At 56.6% G+C, this 22,283-nt stretch carries 21 protein-coding genes; 9 read left to right on the plus strand and 12 right to left on the minus strand.

The features are described from left to right. Positions 1–244 precede the first annotated feature (244 nt). Together ACR0IU_RS01575 and ACR0IU_RS01580 are read right to left on the minus strand one after the other, a co-directional pair. A complete protein-coding gene (locus ACR0IU_RS01575) occupies positions 245–1,474 on the minus strand; it encodes a sigma-54-dependent transcriptional regulator (RefSeq protein WP_480715012.1) in 1,230 nt (409 codons plus the stop codon). Further along, positions 1,471–3,252 (minus strand): sensor histidine kinase, encoded by a 1,782-nt coding sequence (locus ACR0IU_RS01580; protein WP_480715013.1) that lies wholly within the window; start codon positions 3,250–3,252, stop codon positions 1,471–1,473. Before ACR0IU_RS01580 ends, ACR0IU_RS01575 begins: the two co-directional genes overlap by 4 nt. On the opposite strand from ACR0IU_RS01580, the gene ACR0IU_RS01585 reads away from it, so the two are divergent. Then, entirely contained in the window at positions 3,251–4,432 is a 1,182-nt protein-coding gene (locus ACR0IU_RS01585; protein ID WP_480715014.1) for a cytochrome P450, read from the plus strand. The genes ACR0IU_RS01580 and ACR0IU_RS01585 overlap by 2 nt on opposite strands. A 126-nt stretch (positions 4,433–4,558) precedes the next feature. On the opposite strand, the gene ACR0IU_RS01590 is transcribed toward ACR0IU_RS01585, so the two are convergent. Continuing rightward, positions 4,559–5,032 (minus strand): Lrp/AsnC family transcriptional regulator, encoded by a 474-nt coding sequence (locus ACR0IU_RS01590; RefSeq protein WP_010439761.1) that lies wholly within the window; start codon positions 5,030–5,032, stop codon positions 4,559–4,561. A 245-nt stretch (positions 5,033–5,277) separates the two neighbouring features. On the opposite strand from ACR0IU_RS01590, the gene ACR0IU_RS01595 reads away from it, so the two are divergent. From ACR0IU_RS01595 to infC, 6 genes are all read left to right on the plus strand, one after another. Then, positions 5,278–5,592 (plus strand): DUF2849 domain-containing protein, encoded by a 315-nt coding sequence (locus ACR0IU_RS01595; RefSeq protein WP_170469818.1) that lies wholly within the window; start codon positions 5,278–5,280, stop codon positions 5,590–5,592. Positions 5,593–5,657: 65 nt separating this feature from the next. Then, complete coding sequence (locus tag ACR0IU_RS01600; protein ID WP_480715015.1) at positions 5,658–7,322, plus strand: nitrite/sulfite reductase; 1,665 nt, start codon at positions 5,658–5,660, stop codon at positions 7,320–7,322. Further along, positions 7,312–8,073 (plus strand): phosphoadenylyl-sulfate reductase, encoded by a 762-nt coding sequence (locus ACR0IU_RS01605; RefSeq protein ID WP_480715016.1) that lies wholly within the window; start codon positions 7,312–7,314, stop codon positions 8,071–8,073. The genes ACR0IU_RS01600 and ACR0IU_RS01605 overlap by 11 nt, the downstream gene beginning before the upstream one ends. Then, a complete protein-coding gene (locus ACR0IU_RS01610; RefSeq protein WP_480715017.1) occupies positions 8,070–8,477 on the plus strand; it encodes a DUF934 domain-containing protein in 408 nt (135 codons plus the stop codon). Before ACR0IU_RS01605 ends, ACR0IU_RS01610 begins: the two co-directional genes overlap by 4 nt. A 105-nt stretch (positions 8,478–8,582) precedes the next feature. Further along, positions 8,583–9,416: a ferredoxin--NADP reductase gene (locus ACR0IU_RS01615; protein ID WP_170584204.1), complete on the plus strand. Its 834-nt coding sequence runs from the start codon at positions 8,583–8,585 to the stop codon at positions 9,414–9,416. A gap of 245 nt (positions 9,417–9,661) precedes the next feature. Next, positions 9,662–10,123, plus strand: a complete 462-nt coding sequence (infC, locus tag ACR0IU_RS01620; RefSeq protein WP_238528775.1) for a translation initiation factor IF-3 — start codon at positions 9,662–9,664, stop codon at positions 10,121–10,123. Positions 10,124–10,259: 136 nt separating this feature from the next. Here the strand turns inward: infC and ACR0IU_RS01625 are convergent, their stop codons facing one another. Next, on the minus strand, positions 10,260–11,576 hold the full coding sequence (locus ACR0IU_RS01625) for an aspartate aminotransferase family protein (RefSeq protein ID WP_170770660.1): 1,317 nt from the start codon (positions 11,574–11,576) through the stop codon (positions 10,260–10,262). Then, positions 11,573–12,334, minus strand: a complete 762-nt coding sequence (locus tag ACR0IU_RS01630; protein WP_480715018.1) for a beta-keto acid cleavage family enzyme — start codon at positions 12,332–12,334, stop codon at positions 11,573–11,575. Before ACR0IU_RS01630 ends, ACR0IU_RS01625 begins: the two co-directional genes overlap by 4 nt. 108 nt (positions 12,335–12,442) lie before the next feature. On the opposite strand from ACR0IU_RS01630, the gene ACR0IU_RS01635 reads away from it, so the two are divergent. Then, positions 12,443–13,342 carry a MurR/RpiR family transcriptional regulator gene (locus ACR0IU_RS01635; RefSeq protein WP_480715019.1) on the plus strand — a complete coding sequence of 300 codons (900 nt, stop codon included), beginning with the start codon at positions 12,443–12,445 and terminating at the stop codon, positions 13,340–13,342. A gap of 33 nt (positions 13,343–13,375) precedes the next feature. Here the strand turns inward: ACR0IU_RS01635 and ACR0IU_RS01640 are convergent, their stop codons facing one another. The 5 genes from ACR0IU_RS01640 to ACR0IU_RS01660 all read right to left on the minus strand — a co-directional run bounded on the left by ACR0IU_RS01640 (position 13,376) and on the right by ACR0IU_RS01660 (position 19,293). Beyond that, on the minus strand, positions 13,376–14,179 hold the full coding sequence (locus ACR0IU_RS01640; protein WP_480715020.1) for an FAD binding domain-containing protein: 804 nt from the start codon (positions 14,177–14,179) through the stop codon (positions 13,376–13,378). Positions 14,180–14,274: 95 nt separating this feature from the next. Continuing rightward, complete coding sequence (locus ACR0IU_RS01645) at positions 14,275–16,635, minus strand: xanthine dehydrogenase family protein molybdopterin-binding subunit (RefSeq protein WP_480715021.1); 2,361 nt, start codon at positions 16,633–16,635, stop codon at positions 14,275–14,277. Positions 16,636–16,686: 51 nt separating this feature from the next. After that, complete coding sequence (locus ACR0IU_RS01650) at positions 16,687–17,172, minus strand: (2Fe-2S)-binding protein (protein WP_170469791.1); 486 nt, start codon at positions 17,170–17,172, stop codon at positions 16,687–16,689. 154 nt (positions 17,173–17,326) lie between these two features. Then, positions 17,327–18,328 (minus strand): molybdopterin-binding protein, encoded by a 1,002-nt coding sequence (locus tag ACR0IU_RS01655; RefSeq protein ID WP_480715022.1) that lies wholly within the window; start codon positions 18,326–18,328, stop codon positions 17,327–17,329. Continuing rightward, entirely contained in the window at positions 18,325–19,293 is a 969-nt protein-coding gene (locus ACR0IU_RS01660) for an XdhC family protein (protein ID WP_480715023.1), read from the minus strand. The genes ACR0IU_RS01655 and ACR0IU_RS01660 overlap by 4 nt, the downstream gene beginning before the upstream one ends. Positions 19,294–19,499: 206 nt before the next feature. Here ACR0IU_RS01660 and ACR0IU_RS01665 point away from each other — a divergent pair, with 206 nt between their 5' ends. Continuing rightward, entirely contained in the window at positions 19,500–20,000 is a 501-nt protein-coding gene (locus ACR0IU_RS01665; RefSeq protein WP_010439711.1) for a hypothetical protein, read from the plus strand. Between the two features lie 3 nt (positions 20,001–20,003). On the opposite strand, the gene ACR0IU_RS01670 is transcribed toward ACR0IU_RS01665, so the two are convergent. Both ACR0IU_RS01670 and ACR0IU_RS01675 read right to left on the minus strand, forming a co-directional pair. Then, positions 20,004–21,260, minus strand: coding sequence for a vWA domain-containing protein (locus tag ACR0IU_RS01670; RefSeq protein WP_480715024.1), 1,257 nt, complete (start codon positions 21,258–21,260; stop codon positions 20,004–20,006). A gap of 34 nt (positions 21,261–21,294) precedes the next feature. Then, on the minus strand, positions 21,295–22,203 hold the full coding sequence (locus ACR0IU_RS01675) for an AAA family ATPase (protein WP_170770645.1): 909 nt from the start codon (positions 22,201–22,203) through the stop codon (positions 21,295–21,297). Positions 22,204–22,283 lie beyond the last annotated feature (80 nt).

The raw sequence follows: 22,283 nt of genomic DNA on the forward strand, positions 1-22,283 counted from the left end.
AATTATTGTTTATTATCAATGCGTTTAATGGCCTTTTTCGCAAATCAAGAAAGCTACCGCAATGCTCTGTGCGAAATTTCGCACAGAGCAACCACGTCGAGTGCGAGTTTTCGCACAAAATCAAATCAACCCGACCGAATCGATTCGTCTGGGCAATGTGCGATCGCAGCCCGCATATGCGGGCTGCACTGCCCAACAGTTTTTCTGGTATGTTAATACTGGCAAAATAGGCGGGAGGATCTGCCTACCGACGATAATCTTCTGGTCGTATTTCGTAGCGAGCCAACTTGTCATAGAACGTCTTGCGGGGCAGTTTCAGAGCCTTGGCCGCGTCAGAAGCCTTGCCATTGTGGCGCCCTAGTGCGGCGACCAACAGTGATTTCTCGACCCGAGCCATTTGTTCGCTCAGCCCCAGGTCCGCAGCCTGCCCGACCTCTTCTGGCATTCCCAACACAAATCGCATGGCGGCAGACATCAAAGAACGCGCATTTCCCGGCCATTCCTGTGCCATGAGAGAGGCCAGATGTTCAGGTGTTATCTCAGGCTCGGCGATACCAGCCTGTTCCGCCGCCTGTGCCACATAACGGCGAAAAATGATCGGAATATCCTCTGGGCGCTCGGACAAAGCGGGAATGCGAACCCGCATGACATCAAGGCGATAGAACAGATCGACGTTGAACCGCCCCTGCCCAGAAAGCTCTGACAAGTCGGAAGTTGTGCCTGCTATTATTCGCGCATCTGTCCCCTGCTCGATCAGTTCCAGCGCAGCATATTGAGTGGAATCCGGCATTGCAGAAACCTCATCAAGAAACAGCGACCCGCCAGCCGCGTCCCCACAGGCCGTTAACAAACCTTCAGGCGTCAGGCTGGCGGCCGGGCGCTTGACAAACGGTCCCTGCCCGACCGGAGACATCAGATGCACAACCTCGGCCACTTTGGATATTCCGCTGCCCGCCGGTCCGGTGACTAAGACTTCGGCGTGTGTCGGTGCCACGCTCCGCACGCGCTCTCGCAAGGCTTCGGCCTGCTCTGACAAACCGAATAGCATTCGGGCTGCAGGATCGCCTCGCTCTAACTCGCGCTTGAGCTCACGATCACGCAACACCTCTGACCGCGCGGCAATCGCACGCTCCAGAACCGCCAGAAGATCTGCTGCCGCACAGGGTTTTTCAAGAAAATCGAAAGCGCCTTGTCCCATGGCCTGCACAGCCATTGGAATATCTCCTTCGCCGGTCAGCAAAACAACTGGTAGTTCAGGATCAACCTCGCGCGCGAAGTTCAGTAGATGGAACCCATCGCGGCCAGGCATCCGAATATCCGAGATTATCACACCGTCAAATTCGCTATGAATATGATCTTTCGCCGCAACAAATGATCCCGCTGTAACCGGTTCATATTCTGCCAATTCAAGCGTCTGTGCCAAAGCTTCACGAACAGCGGCATCGTCGTCGACCAAAAGCACTTTGCGGATCATGCAGCCTTATCCTCGCTGAAGGGTTCCAGTTCGACGGTAAATTCAGCACCGTCGCCGGTATTCATGCCGCGAATGTCACCCCCGAAACTTTGAACCAAACCGTAGGAGATGGATAGTCCCAGACCCATTCCTTCGGACGAACCCACGGTTTTCGTGGTGTAGAATGGTTCAAACACGCGATCTGGGTCTTCGATACCCGGCCCGGTATCTCTGACCGAAACACGAATGGGCCGCCCCTCCGTCAAAGTGATCGAGATTTTGCGTGCTGCCCGTTCGGCCATGGCGTCTGCGCCATTATTGATCAGGTTGACGAAAACCTGCACCAAACGCACTTCACCTCCCCATGCGTAAACCGCCGAATTTGGCGGCTCCCAACTCAATTCGACGCCTTCCTCTCGTAATCGAGACTCAGTCAATTCGGCAGCCGTGTTCAAAACTTCAACCAAGTTGACGCGCCCCATCGGCTCGCTTTCGTTTCTGGCAAATGCACGCAGGTTTTTTATGATCCGGGCCATACGCGCAGCCATGTCGGAAATACGGCTCAGGTTTTCGCCGGTTTTTTCTTCTTTACCGCGTTCCAGAAATGCTGACCCATTATCAGCGAATTGCTGGATAGCCATCAACGGTTGGTTCAGTTCGTGGCTGATCCCCGCTGACATCTTGCCCAAAGCGCTCAGCTTTCCCGCCTGAACCAGTTCAGCCTGAGCTTGCTTAAGCGCCGCCTCGGCCTCTTCACGCTCAGCGACTTCACGGCGCAAAGCCGAGTTTGCCGCTGTCAGCGCTCGCGTGCGCTGGGCCACCCTGCTTTCCAATACAGTATTGGCATCCGCTAATGTTCGCCGACGTTCTGAGGCCAGAAACAACAACGCTCCAAACGCGAAACAGATCGCTGCAACCGCTGCTGCTTGTAATCCTGCCAGACGACGAGCAGGCGCGACATCAACCAGCATCTCGGCAGTCATCGCAATCACCGGCAGGTCGAGAGTCAGGTGCAACGCACGGCGAGGCAGATAACGCCCCCAATTCAGTTTCCAAACTTCATGCCCGGCAACTCGTGACGACGCAAATTCAACATTCTCACCTGCTGGTGACATCAAACCCTGCTGGCCTTGCGCACGGTGCCAAAGCAACAGGTCCGAGCGGTTCGAAATAAAAACGACCCCATCCGCATCAACAAAGAACACCGCATCCGTACTTCCACGCCATGTCTGCTCGACATCCTGCACGTCGGCCAGAACCATCAGTGCACCCATTATTTGCCCTGAATCTCCAAACGCTGGCGCTGCGTACGAATATATACGATCCCCACTCTCGTCTTCGACTCCATGCGCGCTCCCTAACGCGCCTTGCATGGCGCGTTTAAAAGCCGGGTGCTCAGACATATCGCGCTGCGCCACGGGCTGTGCCGCCGCCAGAGCCTGCCCATCTGTGTCCAGGTAGATCACATTAACCGCAGCGGTCTTGTCAGCCACATCCAGCAACACTTTTCGTGCTGCTTGCTGCTGCGCCCCGGCACCAAGCGCCTGTAATGCAGGATGGTCCGCCATCAACGCAGCCACTTCCTGATATACTTGCATCTGTGTGCTTAACCGGTCCGCCGCCAGCTCCAGATCCGCCTCGGCCTTTTCGCTCAGCTGCGACAAGGCCTGACGATAGCCATATGTCCAAACCCCAGCCGACAACAAACCAACTGCGCACAAAAACCCTGCAATGATCCAAATCCGTTGCATATCTAGGGTCTTGCATTCAGCGACGCCCATGGCAAGTGTGCAGCGCATGAAGACGCTCCACCAATCCCCGACTGACCCGGCATTCGTGCAAAATCCCTACCCGTTCTATTACACTGCGCGTCAATTCGGCGATCTGTTCTACTGGGAGGAGTATGGCTTGGTTGCAGCCGCTTCGTACAAGGCGGTGCATACATTGTTGCGTGATCGGCGCTTTGGGCGCGAAATACCAACGGAATTTGCAAAACCCGGCCCAAGCCACCTTGCCCCGTGGCTCGAGGTTGAGTCGCATTCAATGTTGGAACTCGAACCACCCAGGCACACAAGGCTGCGATCGTTAGTCCTGCGGGCCTTTACATCCCGCGCGATTGCCGCGTTGGAGCCCGCCATAGAAGAATTATGCAACGATTTGATCGAGAGATTTCCCGATGGCCCCTTCGATCTATTGCAGGCCTATTGCACACAGGTTCCTGTCATTACGATCTGCCGCCTACTGGGCGTTCCCGAACAGATGGCACCAAAATTCCTGCATTGGTCCCACGCGATGGTGTCCATGTATCAGGCAAACCGAACCCGCGAAATCGAGGATGATGCTGTTCAGGCCTCGCAAGAGTTTACGGCCTATCTTGAAGACTACATCGAACTGCGACGTAGAGACCCGCGCGATGACCTGATCACGCGGTTAATCGCAGCGGAAGAAGACGGCGAAAAACTCTCACGCGATGAACTGATAACAACCTGTATCCTTTTGCTGAATGCCGGTCACGAAGCGACGGTGCATGCCATCGGCAATGGCGTGAAAACCCTACTGACAACACGCACCCAGCAGCTTGCGCTGTCACCCAACTCCATTGATGGGGTCGTCGAGGAAATTCTGCGATATGATCCGCCCCTTCATATGTTCACACGCTATGCCTATGAAGAGGTCGAGCTATTGGGGCACCGCTTTTCCCGCGGAGATCAGGTCGCATTGCTTCTGGGGGCCGCCAATCGTGACTCAACGGTCTGGCACCAACCTGATACGTTCAAACCAACACGAGACATCAGCGCCAACACCAGTTTTGGCGGAGGTCTCCATTTCTGCGTCGGCGCCCCTCTGGCACGATTGGAAATGCGTATCGCGCTTCCGATCCTGTTCAACAGACATCCAAAATTGCGGCTTGCAGATGAACCTGAATACTCGAACAGCTATCATTTCCATGGGCTAACCAAACTGATGGTGGAACCGTGAATCCCAGACGCGCATAAAACATCAGCCGGTCAGTCGATCCCGGATCCGTTCTTCATATGGCCAAAAATATCCCCGGGGAGTCGCCCTTGGGCGACGGGGGCAGCGCCCCCAATCACTCGCCTTAATTCAACCGACAGATTTTAATGGCAGCATGGTGGTCGATTTGATCTCTTCCATCGACAACAAAGCCGTAACGTTGTGCACCCTAACCTCTGATATCAGTGCCTGGTAAAATGCATCATAGGCACGCGCATTTTTAACTCGCACCTTCAGGATGTAGTCGATGTCGCCCGCCAACCGATGCGCTTCCTGCACCTCAGGACGGTCTCGCAAAGCTTTCAGGAACTTCTGCTGCCATTCCGCTTCATGTTCCGACGTACGAATCAGCACAAAGAAAGTGGCCTCGAATCCAAGCGCCTCAGCATCCAACAGAACCGTCTGCTGCCCAATGACTCCTGCCCCTTTCAGCTTGCGAATGCGATTCCAAACTGGCGTCTTCGAACTGCCGACACGGGCCGCGATTTCATCCAGCGACTGGCTCGCGTCCCGCTGCAGCTCGGCTAGAATTTTCCGATCCGTGTCGTCTATCCGCACCGACATTCCAAATTTCCTTCCAATTCAGGACAAAGGTTCCGCCTGCAGCCCGCAAAAGAACATGTGTCCTTATTTGTCGGCGCATATGGCGATTTACCGGGAATATTTCCTATATTGCCATTCAAGTCAATTCAGTCACGAGATGATCCGATGCAGGTCAAACAGTCAGATGAACGCATGAACAAGCCCGGCTTAGCCCAAGCCGTGTTCGGCCTGCACCTGATCTCGGTTTTTCATAAGGAGTTTGCCTGATGGCCCGCGCTTTTACCCCTAAAGTCGTCACCGCCAACGACCTGTTGGAAGGCGATGTGATTTATCAGACCGAAGATGACCGCTGGTCGCGCGATCTGTCCGAGGCCGAGCTGATCACCGATGAAGCCCATGCGCAGGTTCGATTGCTGGATGCCGCGCGTCAGGCAAACAAGATCGTTGGCGCGTATCTCGCCGACGCGATCGCCGGTGACAAAGGACCTGAACCCACCCATTTCCGGGAGGATTTCCGCCGGACTGGTCCGTCCAACTATGCCCACGGCAAACAGGAAACCTCCCCGCAGCCCCGGGTCTGATTTCAGGCTCTTCTCTCTCCCCTTCAAGGCCCCAGGTCCGGGGCTGCAACTAAGGACAGCTAAACATGTATCGCTACTCCGAGTTCGACACAGCATTTTTGGCAGAACGCAACGCACAGTTTCGCGCGCAAGTTGAGCGCCGCATAGACGGTTCGCTGACCGAAGACGAATTCAAGCCCCTGCGCCTGATGAATGGCCTGTATCTGCAGTTGCACGCCTATATGCTGCGCGTTGCGATACCCTACGGAACTCTGTCCAGTGCACAGATGCGTCAGTTGGCCTTACTGGCCGAGAAGTGGGACAAGGGCTATGGCCATTTCACCACCCGTCAGAACATCCAGTACAACTGGCCCAAACTGAACGACGTGCCGGATATGCTGGACGCGCTTGCCGAGGTTGGTATGCACGCCATTCAGACTTCAGGCAACACCATCCGTAACGTGACAGCCGACCACTTCGCCGGTGCTGCCGCGGATGAGATCGCCGACCCGCGCCCCTATGCTGAACTGCTGCGCCAGTGGTCTACCGATCACCCGGAATTCCAATTCATGCCGCGTAAGTTCAAGATCGCCATCACCGGCAGCGAAAACGATCGCGCCGTGATCAAGGCGCATGACATCGGACTGCAACTGGTCGAGCGTGACGGCGTTCTCGGTGCCCGCGTCATCGTCGGTGGCGGTTTGGGTCGTACGCCGATGATCGGCAAAGAACTATCCGAATTTGTCGCCTTCGACGATCTCTTGGCATATCTCGAAGCGACTGTTTCGGTGTGGAACCAGATTGGCCGACGCGACAACAAGTACAAAGCCCGCATCAAGATTACGGTGCATGAACATGGCATCGACGCCATCCGCGCCAAGGTGAACGAGCGCTTCTTGCAGGTCCGCCCGCAGTTCAAAGGTGCTGACATAAACCTGCTGGAAGAAATCAAAGGTCACTTTGCGCCTCCGGCCTTCCGTGAGGGTTCGGTTGCCTCGTTCGAGAGCGCCTACACCAACGATCCGGTTTTCCGGTCGTGGGTCGACACCAATATCGCGCCACACAAGAACGCAGACCACGCGATCGTCACCATCTCGATCAAGAAGCACGGCCAGACGCCGGGCGACGCAACTGCCGAGCAGATGCGCGTGATGGCCGATCTGGCCGAAGAGTTCGCCTATGACGAGCTACGCATCAGCCACGAGCAGAACGTGATCCTGCCGCATGTCCACAAATCGGACCTGCCTACGATCCATGCGAAGCTGAAAGAATACGAACTGGCCACAGCCAATATCGGGCTGATCAGCGACATCATCGCTTGCCCGGGCATGGACTATTGTGCGCTGGCAACGGCCCGTTCGATCCCGGTTGCTCAGGAAATCGCGACCCGGTTCGAGGACATGAAGCTGGAGCATGATATCGGCCACTTGAAGATCAAAATCTCGGGCTGCATCAACGCTTGTGGTCACCACCATGTGGGCCATATCGGCATCCTGGGTCTGGATCGCGCAGGTGTTGAGAACTACCAGATCACGCTGGGCGGTGATGCGACCGAGACGGCAGCCGTCGGTGATCGCACGGGTCCGGGTTTTGCCTATGATGAGATCGTTCCAGCCGTGGAACGCATCGTAGAGGCTTATCTTGAGCTGCGTGATAGCGCCGAGGAAACTTTCCTCGAAACTTATCGCCGCGTTGGAATGGCTCCGTTCAAGGCCGTGCTTTACCCCGAGGCGCGGGCCAATGCCGCTTGACCTGATCCAGACGGAACTGGGTTCCAACAGACGCGAACTGACCGAAAAGGCCGACGCGCTGAATACCCGGTTCCGTCATCATAGTGCTCATGACGTGATGCACGGCGCCATCGAAGAGATCGAAGCACTTGCGCTTGTCTCAAGCTTTGGGGCTGAATCGGTGGTATTGCTGCATATGGCGGCGGTGGTCGACAAGGCCACGCCCGTCCTGTTCGTTGATACCCAGATGCTGTTCACCGAGACGCTGGAGTATCAGCAGGAAGTCAGCGAGCGCCTTGGGTTGACGAATGTTCAGATCATTCGCGCGGACGAGGACGACATTCAGCGTGACGACCCTTACGGTGCGTTGCGGATGCGCGATACAGATGCTTGCTGCAACCTGCGCAAGACCTTTCCGCTGCAAAGGGCCCTGACCGGCTATTGCGGCTGGATTACAGGGCGCAAGCGGTTTCAGGCTGGCTCGCGCGCAGCGCTCAATTTCTTTGAAGTCGAGGATGGCACGGGCCGGATCAAGGTGAACCCGTTGGCCCATTGGGCGCCCGAAGACGTGCGCACCTATATGGACGAAAACAATCTGCCCCGGCACCCGCTAGTGGCCAAAGGATACCCTTCGATTGGCTGTGCGCCCTGCACCTCGCCGGTCAAAGAGGGCGAAGACCCACGCGCCGGGCGCTGGCGCGATCAGAACAAGGAAGAATGCGGCATCCATTTTGTCGATGGAAAAATGGTCCGCATCGGAGAGAAAACATGAACGTAATCATAAACGATGAGGGCTTTGCCCCGGATGACTGGACCGATGGCTATGTCACGCTGGACGACGCAGCGAATGACGTGGTTGCGCTGGATATCGCTTCGGACACTGACCCCGATGAACTATTTGACCGGCTGGGCAGCGCCCAGATGGTGCGTGTGGATTTTCCATCGTCGGCAGATGGGCGCGGCTTCACCATTGCGCGCGTTCTGCGCCTGAAGGGTTACAAAGGCCGCCTGCGGGCCAAAGGCCATATACTTGCCGACCAATACGCCATGGCGCGTCGCAGCGGCTTTGATGAGGTCGAAATTGATCACGCACTGGCCAACCGTCAACCCGAAGATCAATGGCTGGCCCGCGCCAATTGGCAGGACAATAACTACCAGGCCCGCCTGCGCGGCTAACTCGCCATCGGCAGCTTGTGATACGAAAGGGGCAATCTGCCCCTTTTCCTGACTTGGATCAAAGATTAAACGGAGATACCGGTTTAGCAGACCGGTGGTGAAATTATGACAGAGATGAAGCCCGTGAGTGAAGCAACCGCCGTAAAGGCCCCCGTCCTGCCCGACGCTCAGACCGTGACCGAGGTCAAGCACTGGACCGACCGCCTGTTTTCTTTCAAGGTGTCGCGCCCGGCGTCGCTGCGTTTCCGCTCGGGTGAGTTCGTGATGATCGGTCTGCTAGGCGACAACGGCAAACCGCTGCTGCGTGCCTATTCCATCGCCTCGCCTTCATGGGATGAAGAACTGGAATTCTACTCGATCAAAGTGCAGGATGGCCCGCTGACCTCGAAGCTGCAGCACATTCAGCCCGGCGATCAGATCATCCTGCGGCCCAAGCCTGTTGGCACACTGGTCCATGACGCGCTGCTGCCCGGCAAGCGCATCTGGTTCTTTGCTACGGGAACAGGTTTTGCCCCCTTCGCATCGCTGCTGCGCGAGCCGCAGACCTACGAAGATTATGACGAAGTCATCATCACCCATACCTGCCGCGACGTGGCCGAGCTGGACTATGGTCGTGAGCTGATCGAGAACGTCAAACAGGACGAACTGCTGGCTGAACTGATGGGCGAAGGCTTTGCCGACAAGATTCGCTACTACCCGACCACCACGCGGGAAGAGAGCCCAAAGATGGGTCGCATCACCGAATTGCTGAAAGATGGTACCGTATTTGCCGATCTGGGCATCGAAGGTGGCATCAAGCCGGACACCGACCGGGCCATGGTTTGTGGCAGCCTTGCCTTCAACCATGACATCAAAGCAATTCTGGAAGAGTTCGGCCTGCGCGAAGGCGCCAATTCCGAACCCAAGGAATTCGTGATTGAAAAGGCCTTTGTAGGCTAAAGGGGTTTGCCGGAAGGGTTATCGACACCCTAAACCTGCAAAAACTCCCGAAATTCATCGAAAATTCATGCGGCTTGCAATTTATGCCGCTTGAAACACCTCTCAGCCCGGTCTAAATTCCGGGCTCGAAATTCTGCAATCATCAAAGGAATGAACCCATAGCCCGCAGACCTCACAACGCGCCGCCACAGCGAGATACCGGCCCGCGCGTCAATGACAAGATCCGTGCTCCCGAAATTCGCCTGATTGGCGCCGAAGGTGAAAATGTCGGGGTGGTTCATCCCGCAAAAGCCATGCAGATGGCCGCCGATGTCGGTCTCGATCTGGTCGAGATTTCGCCTAACGCGAACCCTCCGGTCTGCAAAATCATGGATTTCGGCAAGTTCAAGTACGAACAGCAGAAACGCGAAAGCGAAGCCCGCAAGAAGCAAAAGATCATCGAGGTGAAAGAGGTCAAGTTCCGGCCCAACACCGACACGCATGACTATGACGTCAAGATGCGCAACGTGTTCAAGTTTCTTGAAAACGGCGACAAGGTCAAAGTCACCCTGCGTTTCCGGGGCCGCGAGATGGCGCACCAGAACCTGGGGCGTGAGCTGCTGGAACGTGTGGCCGAAGACGTCAAGGATCTGGGCAAGATAGAGAACATGCCCAAGATGGAAGGCCGTCAGATGATCATGATGATCGGCCCTCTGCCGCAGAAGTAACCGCGCTTCAGGACGTGTTCAAAGGCTCCGCCAGTCTGGACGGAGCCTTTTTTCATGCCTGGCTCGTCTCGAATCCGCTCTGCGGATTTTCAACGTGCCGCGAACTATTTGATTGAGAAGACAGCTTTCAGTTTTCTCAGATAACGTTTGAGATCGCGCGATCCAACTTGGCGACCAACTCATCGATCTGCTTGCCTTCTATAATGAATGGAGGCGCCAGAAGGATATGATCCCCATGTTGACCATCGCGTGTTCCGGACATCGGATAACAAATCAATCCTTCCGCAAACGCCGCCTTCTTGATCTTGCCCGCAACTCCAAGTGCTGGATCAAACGGCGTTTTGGTCTCGCGATTTGCCACAAGTTCGATCCCCCGGAACAAACCACGCCCGCGGATATCGCCAACATGGGGATGCTGACCAAACGCAGTGGTCAGGGCTGACTGCAGTTTCTCGCCCATCAGCGCCGCCCTCAATGGCAGATCGTTCTGCGTAAGTTCCGTCACGACCGCCAATGCGGCAGCTGTTGCAACCGGGTGACCAATATAAGTGTGACCGTGTTGGAAGAATCCCGATCCGTTTTGGATTGCGTCGTAGATCCGAGCCGAACACAGCATCGCCCCGATTGGCTGATACCCGGCCCCCAACCCCTTGGCTATACACAAAATATCCGGTGCCACGCCGTCATGATCACAAGCAAACAGATGGCCGGTACGCCCCATGCCACACATCACTTCATCAAGGATCAGCAGAACACCATATTGATCACAAATCTCACGAATACGTTTGAAATATCCTTCAACCGCAGGAACGGCCCCTAAAGTCGCGCCGACCACGGGTTCTGCCATGAAGGCCATCACCGTATCGGGCCCCAGACGCAATATTTCGGCCTCCAATTCATTAGCCACACGCTGCCCGTAGTCGTAGCTGCTCTCGCCCTCAGGCTTTTCAGCGTATTCATAACAGGGTGCGATATGGGTCATCTCGATCAGCATCGGCGCAAACTGAGCCCGTCGCCATTCGTTGCCCCCCGCCGACAGTGCCCCCAGTGTGTTACCGTGATAGCTTTGCCGACGTGCAATGACATGACGGCGCTCAGGCTGCCCTGATTCCAGATAGTACTGCCGTGCCAACTTGATTGCAGCCTCGGTCGCCTCGGACCCGCCCGACACGAAATACACGCGGTCCAAATCACCCGGAGCATGTTCGATCAACAAATCAGCAAGCGCCTCAGCCGGTTCCGAGGTCATGAAGCCGGTATGGGCAAACGCGATCTGTTCTACCTGCTGCTGCACCGCTTTGACCACAGTATCATTGGAATGACCAAGACACGAAACCGCTGCATCCCCGCAATCCAGATAGCGGCGACCGGTTGAATCAATCAGATAACAACCCTCACCACCTGCAGCGACCGGCAATTCAGACTTAGTGTGGCGCGGAAAAACGTGACTCATTTCGAAGTCCTTTTCAAAAGATCAATCAGAGCGGCAACGGATGCGGCGTTATCGGCCCAGGCCTGACCATCAAAGCCCGTAATACTGTTTTCAAACCCCACGCGCACATCACCGCCAAGCTGTACAGCTTTTTGCAGGCAAGCATGCTCTTGCCCGCCAAAGGCACAGACCATCCATGGGTCTGTCGTAGCCGGGAATGCATCCAGATCTTCCGGTGTCGATTCCTGCGTTGTCGAGTAGCGGCCAAGTACAAGCAAACGTTCGACCTGATGGGGTTTAACAACTCCATCCTTCTGCCACCGGACCAGCAACTCAACGTCGGTAGCGTCATAGAGAATGTGTTGAACGCGCGTCCCCTGTTCCGCGCACAGCGCATAAACACTTGGCGCAAGCTCCGGCGACCTAGCAATCTCGCGTACCGAAATCGAAGCCCAATCCGGCTTGGCATTCTTCAAGCAATCGAACTGGGTCTGAACGTCAAAAATTCCGGCAGCCTCTGTGGTAATCTGGATGTCCATCTGCGGTACGGCGTGGTGCAATTCCGCAAGCGTCTCTCGATACAAACCTGCATCCAGAGAATGCTGACCCGCCTGATCACGGACATGCAGATGTAATCCATTGGCACCTGCCAGGCTGCAGGCTTTCGCCGTTTCGACGATTTCTTCCATTGTGACGGGCAAGCCAGGGTGATCCCGGTGCCCTCTGCGCGCTCCATTTGGCGCGACCAATATGTAAGGCAGGGCTTCGCTTACCGACATCCCCAAACTACCTTCTGACATTTCCAAACGGCTTAATCTGATCCCGAAATATATGCAGCCCGAGTGTTTTCAATTTGCATTCTCCATAACATTTGTTTTTCTTTAACGATGCAAAACAAACCAGCCCAACTGACCGAGCAGCTGCGCGCCGATATCGAATCCCTGCCTCAACAGATGCAGGCTGCAGCAAAATACATCATCGACCATCCCGGGGATTTTGGGCTCGACCCGGTCCGCGTTACGGCTGAGAAAATCGGTGTAAGCTCAAATGTCCTCGTGCGTCTGGCGTACCGTCTGGGCTTCGACAGTTTCGAAGCTTTTCGAAAACCATTTCGGCAGACCCTTGTCACCGATCGCGAGGATCGGTTGGGCCAAGATTGGTTGGGCCGCATGCGGTCAGGTGATGACTTCAGCGCGGCTCAAGCAGGGTTCGCGCAAAATGAGCTGAATGTCGTAACCCGCTCCCTGCGTCTGGCTGATCCCGCGTTGGTAAAGCAGGTCATGGACCACATGTTGTCAGCAAATCGCTGCTATATCACAGCAACCCGAGCCAGCTATGCTTTGGCCTATTATTTTCACTATGCCGGTCGGATGGCACACCCCGGATTTCAATTGGTTCCCCGGCACATGGGGTCAGCCGTCGATGATCTGCTCGAGGCCGATTCAGCGGACTGCTTGTTCGCTATCACCGTTCATCCCTATTCCTCGGACACTATCCAATCCATGCGTTTTGCGCGTAAACGCGGGATGCGGATCGTCTTATTGTCGGATAGCGAGGTTATTGCCCCTGGTGTTGACCCGGATGTCGTGCTGCCAGCCAGCACCCGCACTCAACATCACTTTTCCAGCTTCTCCGGGGCCATGGCTGTACTCGAATGCCTGATCGGTCACCTTTTTGCTGCAGGAGGATCGGCAGCTCGCGACCGCGTCGAACGGTATCAGACGGCCCGAGAAGACACTGGCGCATATTGGCGACCGGCCAAGCCGCCTCGGGTCAGAAAAAAGTAAAGCCCCGGCTTTCACCGGGGCTTATTTATTTGGCTACGAACCTGATTTACTGCAGGCTTCGACGGCCCGTTTTGTCATCACGCCGACCAGATGCGCCCGGTATTCTTTGCTGCCATGCAAATCTCCGATCATGTTCATCGGATTGATGTGCAGACCCATCAAAGCATCCGTACGGAACTCTTTGTTCAAGGCCTCCTCGGCCTCGGACCAGCGGAACACGCCATCTTCGCTGGCGCCGGTTACAGCAACCCGCACGCCATCCGCGAACCGGGCAAGATAGACCCCGACCAGTGCAAAACGGGACGCTGGTTGCAAGAACTTCTGATAGCTCGCAGCTTGCGGCACGGGAAAACGCACCGAGGTGATAATTTCACCCTCTTCCAGCGCAGTCGTAAACATGCCTTGAAAGAAGTCATCTGCCGCAATCTGTCGCGTATTAGTGACAACGGTCGCCCCTGAACCCAGCACTCCCGCCGGATAACAGGCTGCCGGATCATTGTTGGCGACAGAGCCACCAATGGTGCCGCGATTACGCACCGCCGGATCTCCGATCTGACCAGCCAAGGCCGCCAGCGCCGGATAGCTGCTCGCTGCATCCGCTGCTACATTTGCGTGGATCGTGGCACCACCAATGGCAACTGAACCATCATCCTCGACACAGACGCCCTTCATCTCGGCAATCCCGCTGACCGAAACCAGCGTTGATGGCGCCGCCAATCGTTGCTTCAACGTGGGGATCAGGGTCTGACCACCCCCCAACGCCTGCGCATCCTCACCCGCCAACGCGGCAACCGCGTCAGCAATGGTCGAAGGCTTCTCAAACTCGAAATTGTACATTTCGTTCTTCCTTTCCGAAAGGCGTGGATCCGCCCTTCATCTGGCTATAAATATCTCGGGGAGCGCGAGGGGTTGGCCCCTCGCACCCCAATCTTTCAACCATGCATTGCCGTCCAAACACGCGACGGGCTCATCGGCATGTCAATGTGATCAACAGCCTTTCCACCCGAATTCAGCGCATCCAAAACCGCGTTGACAACGGCAGGTGGCGAACCGATTGCTCCGGCCTCGCCACAGCCCTTCACACCCAACGGGTTGTGTGTACACGGCGTCTGGCTGGAATGGTCGACCTCATAGAATGGCAGATCATCGGCGCGTGGCATCGCGTAGTCCATGAAGGACGCGCTCAGCAGTTGGCCGTTCTCGTCATAGGCGCAGTTCTCTAACAGCGCCTGACCGATGCCCTGACCAATACCACCATGTACCTGACCATCCACGATCATCGGATTGACGATATTGCCAAAGTCATCTGCGGCGGTGAACTTCTCGATGCTGACCTGACCGGTCTCGGGGTCCACCTCGACCTCGCAGGCATAGGCGCCGGCCGGGAAGGTAAAGTTGGCCGGGTCATAAAACGCGGTCTCCTCCAGCCCCGGCTCAACCTCCAATGGGAAGTTGTGCGGTACATAAGCCGTCAGTGTCACATCACCCCAGGCCACCGACTTGTCAGTGCCCGCGACGCTGAATTGACCGTCTTTCAGCTCGATATCGGCCTCGGAGGCTTCCAGAAGGTGGGCCGCGATCTTCTTGGCCTTGTCGATTACCTTCTCTGTCGCCTTGACCATGGCCGAACCGCAAACCGCCAGCGAGCGTGAGCCATAGGTGCCCATCCCGAACGGGATCTTCGAGGTATCGCCATGAACAATCTCGACCATCGACTCATCGATACCGATCATGTCGGCCACAACCTGCGGGAAGGCCGTCTCATGCCCCTGCCCGTGGCTGTGCGCGCCCACCATAACGCTGATCGAACCGGTGGCGTTTACCCGCACCGTGGCAGCATCATATAGACCCGCCCGGGCCCCCAACATGCCAACGATGTTTGATGGCGCGATACCGCAGGCCTCGATATAACAATTGACACCTAAACCGCGAAGCTTGCCATTGGCCTCGCTCTGCGCCCGCCGAGCGGCAAAGCCAGATAGATCGGCCGCGGCCTCAAGCTTGTCCATCGTCCCGTTATAATCCCCGGTGTCATAGGTCAGCGCGACCGGCGTGTCATACGGGAATTGGGTAATGAAGTTCTGACGACGCAGCGCAATCGGATCAACGCCCAACTCTCGCGCGGCCTTGTCGATGACCCGCTCCAACTGGAATGTCGCCTCAGGCCGGCCCGCGCCGCGATAGGCATCCACCGGCACCGTGTTGGTGAACATCGCCCGCACATTCACCTGAATGACTGGCGTCTTGTAGTTCCCCGCCATCAGCGTGCCGTGCAACCAGGTCGGAACCGAGCTGGAGAAGGTCGATAGATAAGCACCCAGATTGGCATGAGTGTTGGTGCGCAAACCGGTGAAGTTGTTCTCCGCATCCAGCGCCAACTCGATCGTCGTTACATGGTCGCGACCATGGGCATCCGACATGAACGCCTCGGACCGGCTGGAGGTCCACTTGACGGGACGATTGCAGACCTTGGCAGCGAAGGTGCAGAATGCCTCCTCCGCATAGTGGAAAATCTTGGTTCCAAAGCCGCCGCCCACATCCGGGGCGACCACACGCACCTTGTGCTCGGGCAGGCCCAGAACAAACGCGCACATCAACAAACGGATCACGTGCGGGTTCTGCGACGTGGTGTAGAGCGTGTACTCATCCGTGCCTCGGCTGTACTCGGCCACGGCCACGCGCGGCTCCATCGGGTTGGCAACCAATCGGTTGTTGACCAGATCCAGCGTGGTGACGTGAGCCGCATCGGCAAAGACCGCGTTGACCTTGTCATTGTCTTCTTCGCCCAAGTGCCAGTCATAGCAGATGTTGTTCTTCAGATCGTCGTGGACAAGCGTCGCGCCATCCTGCGCCGCAGCCTTCATGTCCAGAACCGCGGGCAGTTCCTCGATCGCCAGCTCGATCGCCTCAGCCGCATCGCGGGCTTGCTCGAGGCTATCGGCCACAACAGCGGCAATCGGATCGCCTACATGGCGGACCTTACCCTGTGCCAGAATGGGGTGCGGGGGTTCCTGCATCGGGGCGCCGTGCCGGTCGGTGACTTCCCAACCGCAGGGCATTCCGCCCACGCCTTCAAAATCCTTGCCGGTGAAAACCTTCACCACACCCGGCATGCCCTCGGCAGCAGATGTGTCGATATTGGTGATCCGGCCATGTGCGATGTCGGACCGTAGAAAATGTACATAGGCCTGGCCATGTACGTTGATGTCGTCGGTGTAATTGCCTGCTCCGGTCAGAAAGCGTACGTCTTCACGCCGCTTGGAACTGGCTCCGATGCCACTGTCTTTGGGCATTGCTTGTTCTCCTCCCTGGAAAAGAATTTTCGCCGAAAATTCTTACCCGCCTTACTCGGCGGCGATGCTGGAAACGTCCTGGCCCGAAGCGGCCATGATCGCCTTGACGATGTTGTGATAGCCTGTGCACCGGCACAGATTACCCTCAAGGTACTTCCGGATTTCCCCTTCGGTCGGGCGCGGATTATCCTTGAGCAGTGCCGCAGCGCTCATCACCATGCCAGGAGTACAAAACCCGCATTGCAGCCCATGATGATCCTGAAAGGCCTGCTGAATGACGTTGAGCGAACCATCTTCTGCAGCCTGCCCTTCGATCGTACCCACATCGGCACCATTCGCTTCCAGGGCCAGCATATTGCAGGATTTGACCGCCTCACCGTTCACATGCACGACGCACGCACCACATTGTGCTGTGTCACATCCGACATGTGTTCCAGTCAGCGACAGATGATCACGCAAAAAGCTGGACAGAAGCGTCCGGCCTTCAACATCACCATTAACGGCTTTCCCGTTCACGGTCATTGAGACCTGTGTCATGAGATCCTCCCAATTTATTGTTTTTCCTTAGTCCCAAGTTAAACACGGGAAATTTTGTTTGAGAACAAAAATATTTGCCCGATTTTTCCGCAACTTCTTTGCTCATCTCACTAATCATGAAGCGTATGATCGAAACGGCAAAAATGCCGTTACGTCACTTTTGTTTGGCAGCGCGAGGTTGCGGCCGTGTGGGGATTTCCTTCAGTAGCCCTCCGACACCCATCGCTGCGATGTCAGCACCCGTCGTCTCGATCCCGCAAGCGACTCGAGACAGCACCCAATCCGCCCCGTTCAGTGCAGGCGAACGGGCGCATCCAGGCAGACCGATGATTGGGCGACCACCTAAAGACCCCAGAAACAACAGGTTTCCCGGATCAACCGGCATCCCAAATCGGTCGACTGCGCCTCCGGCTTCTCGAACAGAGGCCGGTGCCACATCATTTTCATCCGACGTGGCCGATCCGGTCAGAATCATGACGATCTCGCCGCGAACGGACTTTAGCGTGGCTGCTAAATCACCCTGTCGATGTGGTACAACTATAACGTCGCACAGGTCCATCCCCAATGCCTCAACCCGTCCGCGAATGGCGGCAATACCTTTTTCGTTCGAAGGCCCGCCGGCAATATCGGTGATGACGAGCCCGGCGTTCTTGTATTTCGGCACCGAAAGTCGAATGGAGTTCTGCGCCTGTTCGGCTGCACGGCGAACGTCGGTTTGCTGCACCGCATACGAGATGACTTTGATCGTCGCGACCATGCCGCCTGCCGTCATCTGTTGGTACTGCGGTACGGTTGCGACCGTGATCATCGGATCGACCCGATTGAAGTTTTGCAATGCATCAGTGTCCAAGATTACCACGCCTGGACCATCAGCCAGCAAGTTGACCCGCCCTGTAAAGGAGTCGGTCACGCGCAGGTTGGCCTTTGCAGGGTCCGGCACTAGGGCTGCAGACAGCATTGCCGCCGCCTCATTCTCATGACAATCGCCGGGCTCAAGCTTGGCGACCGTTACCTCAGTCAGACCGGCCTGCTTTAATTCGTCGATATGCTGGGGCGTCAGCGTGATACCTTTGCGCAACCTCCGGTCACCTGCCTTGACGGAATGAGCCAGAATCGCGCCGCTGGCGTCGGCAACGGCTACCGGACCAAACTTCACGCCTTGCCCCGCAGAACCGCTGTCATTTGTGCAAGGATGGCCACAGCGATCTCGGAAGGGCTGGCCGCACCGACATCCAGCCCGATCGGTCCGTGAATCCGTGAAATCTGCTCGTCTGTAAACCCAGATTGTTTCATCCGATCGATACGCTTGGCGTGGGTGCGCTTGGACCCAAGTGCTCCGATGTAAAACACATCGGCTGACAATGCGGCCTGAAGCGCTGGGTCGTCTAGCTTGGGATCGTGGGTCAGCAGAACAAGCGCCGTTCTTGTGTCCAGCCCCAATTTCGACACCGCCTCATCCGGCCAGTCTGTCAGGATAGTCTCTCCGGGAAATCGAGCGTCCGAGGCAAAAGCTTCGCGTGGATCAACAATCGCTGGATCGTAGCCAGCGAGGCGTGCCATCGGCACAAGTGCTTGGGCAATATGCACAGCTCCAACCACGATCAATCGCAAAGGAGGATTGTGAACCGCAACAAAGGTTTGACCATCTTCTTCGAACCCAGACCTATCCATGCGCAATCGTTCGGTATAGGCGTTTCGACGCAATGCTCGGTGGCCGGTTTCAGTGTTTACCTCATACGCCAAAGGTTCACGCCGCGCCCGTGCGGCGACCAGTTCAGCCAGCATCGGTTCGGGCAGGACTTTTCCAACCGGTTCAACGAGAACCCTGATCGTCCCACCGCAGGCCAATCCGACGGCAAATGCGTCATCATCGCTGACCCCAAATTCCAGCAGCCGGGCCTCACCTTCTTCGATGGCCTCCAACGCCTCGACAATCACTGCGCCCTCTACGCAGCCGCCTGAAACCGAACCTTCGATCCGACCGTCGCCTGCAATAACGAGCTGCGCACCGACGCGGCGTGGTGCGCTGCCCCAGGTCTCGACTACAGTCGCCAGAGCCGCGCCCTTACCGGCGCGATACCATTCCAATGCGGTTTCCGGGCTGCTATCGAATCGTTCCATTGAGACCTCCGACCGTGCTCGGCTTCAACATAGTCAGCTTTACAACAATGAAAAGCGGTCCAAGGTCTAAGTTTCCGGCGCTTACAGGCCGGTTTTGAACTCATATTCACAAAAGATTGATTGTCATCTGACTGCACTCTAGCTTGGACGCAGTTTCGGGTACTTCCCGAAATCACCCCTGCATATTTCAAAGCGGAGACAAACAGTTGAAACGTATTCTTACACTGGGAACGGCGCTTGGCATGATGGCTGCCAGCGCCGGATGGGCTGATACATTTTTGAAGTACGGTGAGGTTGAAGGCTGGAAAGTCTTCATCGATCAAGACAAGAAATCCTGCCTGATCGAAGCAGTGGATGACTCGGAAAATGTCGTGCAGATGGGGCTGACCGAAGATCGCGGTGTCGGCTATGTGGGTGTTTTCACCAAGGCAAAAACCAATATCAAGAAGGGCGAGAAAGAAGCCGTCGCCATCCTCATCGGCGACAACATTTATGTTGGTGAGGCCACTGGCATGAAGGGGAATATCACCAAGGGCTATTCAGGCGGATATGTCCTGTCGGACGACCCGCAATTCGCCGATGACCTTGCCAAGAAGAAGGTGATGGTCGTGTTCCCGGAAAAAGAGTTCGCCTTCACAGTCGATCTGACTGGCACTTACAAAGCCATGGAGATGGCGCGAAAGTGCAATGAAGAACAGCTGTCTTAATATCTAGTCAGAAAGCGCGGCCATCAGCCGCGCTTTCTGACCCTGATCGTCAGGCTGAGATATCACGGCGGCCAGATCTTCCAGCGACGCAATCGAATGCCCGGCGCGGAAGCTGTCGACATGTGGAAGCATTGTCGCAACGCCCTGAGCCTTTGGCGCGAACCCATCCCAGCGCAGCAATGGGTTCAGCCAGATCAAGCGTCGCGACGACAGGTGCAAACGCTCGATTTCCTTTTCCAGCATCTCGGGATCGCCCCGTTCCAAACCGTCGGTGATCAACAACACGACCGCCCCCTGCCCCATGACACGCCGCGACCAGTCGCGGTTGAACTGATGCAGGCATTCTCCGATCCGTGTTCCGCCTTCCCAGTCCTGCGCCTCGGCCCCGGCAGCGGTCAGCGCTGCATCGACATCACGTTGATGCAGATGGCGGGTGATGTTGGTCAGGCGTGTGCCAAACGTGAATGCGTGCACTTTGGCCCAACCTGCGCCTTTGGCATTCGAAACCGCGTGAAGAAAGTGCAGAATGATCCGACTGTACTGGCTCATCGATCCGGAAATGTCGCAGAGCGCTACCAAATTCGGCCAGCGAGGTTTTGGTTGCAGGCGCGCGATATCGCGTAGCTCGCCACCCTGCCGCATGGCTGACCTCAGGGTGCGTGCGCGATCGATGCGGTGACCGAGATGACTGGCCAGACCACGCCGAGACTCGATGGGTTTGACCGGTAGATTCAGGCGCGACAGCATGCGTTTCGCCTGGGCGATCTCGGATGTGCTCATCTGTTCGAAATCGAGGTTGCGCAAGCGTTCTTCGGAGGATGCGGTTTGGGTCGCGTCGATCTCGATCTCACTTCCTTCTTCCTGCTCCGTCGTTTCCGGCAAGTCGCGTTCGACGCCATCCAATAACGCCTCAGCCGCGCGCTTTTCAGCCGCATCCGCTTTGCGCTCCTCCTGCACACCGCGAATGGCGGGCAGCATCATGGACATCATATGTTCGAGATAGCGCGGATCGCGCCAATACAGGCGGAAGACCTGCGCAAAAACCGTGCGGTGTTCAGGCCGGTTTACGAAACAGGCATGTAGCGTCCAGTAGAAATCTCGTTTCTCGGTGAAGCCCGCAGCCTGCACCGCGCGAATCGCATCAACCACACGTCCGGTTCCAATCGGCAGCCCGGCCTTACGCAAAGCGCGCGCAAAATGGGTGATGTTCTGGGCCAGCTTGGGGTTGTCCGGGATATCGAGTGGGAGTTGTTCGGCCATCACACCCCCGAAATATTTGCAAGCGGATGAAGCATCAGGCCGGTTCGAGGTCGGCCTTGGCCTGATCGAGAATGCGCTTGGCCTCGGACCCTTGCAGCTTTTGGATGTCGTCCTGGTATTTCAGGATCGCACCCAACGTATCGCCAATCACCTCGGGGCTGAGGTTGATGACGTCCAGCGCCAGCAGACATTTAGCCCAATCGATGGTCTCGGCCACCCCCGGTTTCTTGAACAAATCTTCAGTACGTAGGCGCTGAACAAAGGCGACAACCTCGCGGCTCAGCGCCTCAGCCGCTTCAGGCGCTCGGGCGTGCAGGATTTCGATCTCTCGGTCAAAGTCCGGATAATCCACCCAGTGATAGAGGCAACGGCGTTTCAGCGCGTCGTGTACCTCTCGTGTGCGGTTCGAAGTGACGATCACGATCGGCGGTTCAGGCGCTTTAACAGTACCTAACTCAGGGATCGTTACCTGAAAGTCACTGAGCGCCTCCAGCAAGAAAGCCTCAAATGGTTCGTCGGTCCGGTCCAATTCGTCAATCAGCAACACAGGCGCCCCGTTTTCATCCGGGCGCATGGCCTGCAGCAAAGGGCGTTCGATCAGATAGTCGTCCGAAAACAACTCGGTCTGTAGCGCGCCTCGATCCGCACCGCCCGACGCTTCGGCGGTACGGATCGCCACCATCTGGGCGGGGAAATTCCATTCATACACAGCGGAGGAGGCATCAAGGCCTTCGTAACACTGCAACCGGATCAAGCGACGCCCCAATCCCGCGGCCAGCGCTTTGGCAATTTCGGTTTTGCCGACGCCCGCCTCACCTTCCAGAAACAGAGGCCGACCAAGCTTCAGCGAAAGAAACACAACCGTCGCCAAAGCCCGGCCACAGACATAGCCCTCAGAACCCAAAAGGTCCTGCACGGCATCGATGGAGTTTGGCTGTGTCATGAGTTCCCCTTTTTTCTCCGCCCCAACAGGTCATGACCACAACCAGAGGTCAAGACCGCCATCCGTCAGAGACTTACGAC

The organism is Ruegeria sp. CL5 (assembly GCF_056536485.1).

Coding starts and splice junctions, on each gene's coding strand:
- ACR0IU_RS01575 (WP_480715012.1), bottom strand. CDS start 1,474: ATGATCCGCAAAGTGCTTTTGGTCGACGACGATGCCGCTGTTCGTGAA.
- ACR0IU_RS01585 (WP_480715014.1), top strand. CDS start 3,251: ATGAAGACGCTCCACCAATCCCCGACTGACCCGGCATTCGTGCAAAAT.
- ACR0IU_RS01580 (WP_480715013.1), bottom strand. CDS start 3,252: ATGCGCTGCACACTTGCCATGGGCGTCGCTGAATGCAAGACCCTAGAT.
- ACR0IU_RS01590 (WP_010439761.1), bottom strand. CDS start 5,032: ATGTCGGTGCGGATAGACGACACGGATCGGAAAATTCTAGCCGAGCTG.
- ACR0IU_RS01595 (WP_170469818.1), top strand. CDS start 5,278: ATGGCCCGCGCTTTTACCCCTAAAGTCGTCACCGCCAACGACCTGTTG.
- ACR0IU_RS01600 (WP_480715015.1), top strand. CDS start 5,658: ATGTATCGCTACTCCGAGTTCGACACAGCATTTTTGGCAGAACGCAAC.
- ACR0IU_RS01605 (WP_480715016.1), top strand. CDS start 7,312: ATGCCGCTTGACCTGATCCAGACGGAACTGGGTTCCAACAGACGCGAA.
- ACR0IU_RS01610 (WP_480715017.1), top strand. CDS start 8,070: ATGAACGTAATCATAAACGATGAGGGCTTTGCCCCGGATGACTGGACC.
- ACR0IU_RS01615 (WP_170584204.1), top strand. CDS start 8,583: ATGACAGAGATGAAGCCCGTGAGTGAAGCAACCGCCGTAAAGGCCCCC.
- ACR0IU_RS01625 (WP_170770660.1), bottom strand. CDS start 11,576: ATGAGTCACGTTTTTCCGCGCCACACTAAGTCTGAATTGCCGGTCGCT.
- ACR0IU_RS01630 (WP_480715018.1), bottom strand. CDS start 12,334: ATGTCGGTAAGCGAAGCCCTGCCTTACATATTGGTCGCGCCAAATGGA.
- ACR0IU_RS01635 (WP_480715019.1), top strand. CDS start 12,443: ATGCAAAACAAACCAGCCCAACTGACCGAGCAGCTGCGCGCCGATATC.
- ACR0IU_RS01640 (WP_480715020.1), bottom strand. CDS start 14,179: ATGTACAATTTCGAGTTTGAGAAGCCTTCGACCATTGCTGACGCGGTT.
- ACR0IU_RS01645 (WP_480715021.1), bottom strand. CDS start 16,635: ATGCCCAAAGACAGTGGCATCGGAGCCAGTTCCAAGCGGCGTGAAGAC.
- ACR0IU_RS01650 (WP_170469791.1), bottom strand. CDS start 17,172: ATGACACAGGTCTCAATGACCGTGAACGGGAAAGCCGTTAATGGTGAT.
- ACR0IU_RS01660 (WP_480715023.1), bottom strand. CDS start 19,293: ATGGAACGATTCGATAGCAGCCCGGAAACCGCATTGGAATGGTATCGC.
- ACR0IU_RS01670 (WP_480715024.1), bottom strand. CDS start 21,260: ATGGCCGAACAACTCCCACTCGATATCCCGGACAACCCCAAGCTGGCC.
- ACR0IU_RS01675 (WP_170770645.1), bottom strand. CDS start 22,203: ATGACACAGCCAAACTCCATCGATGCCGTGCAGGACCTTTTGGGTTCT.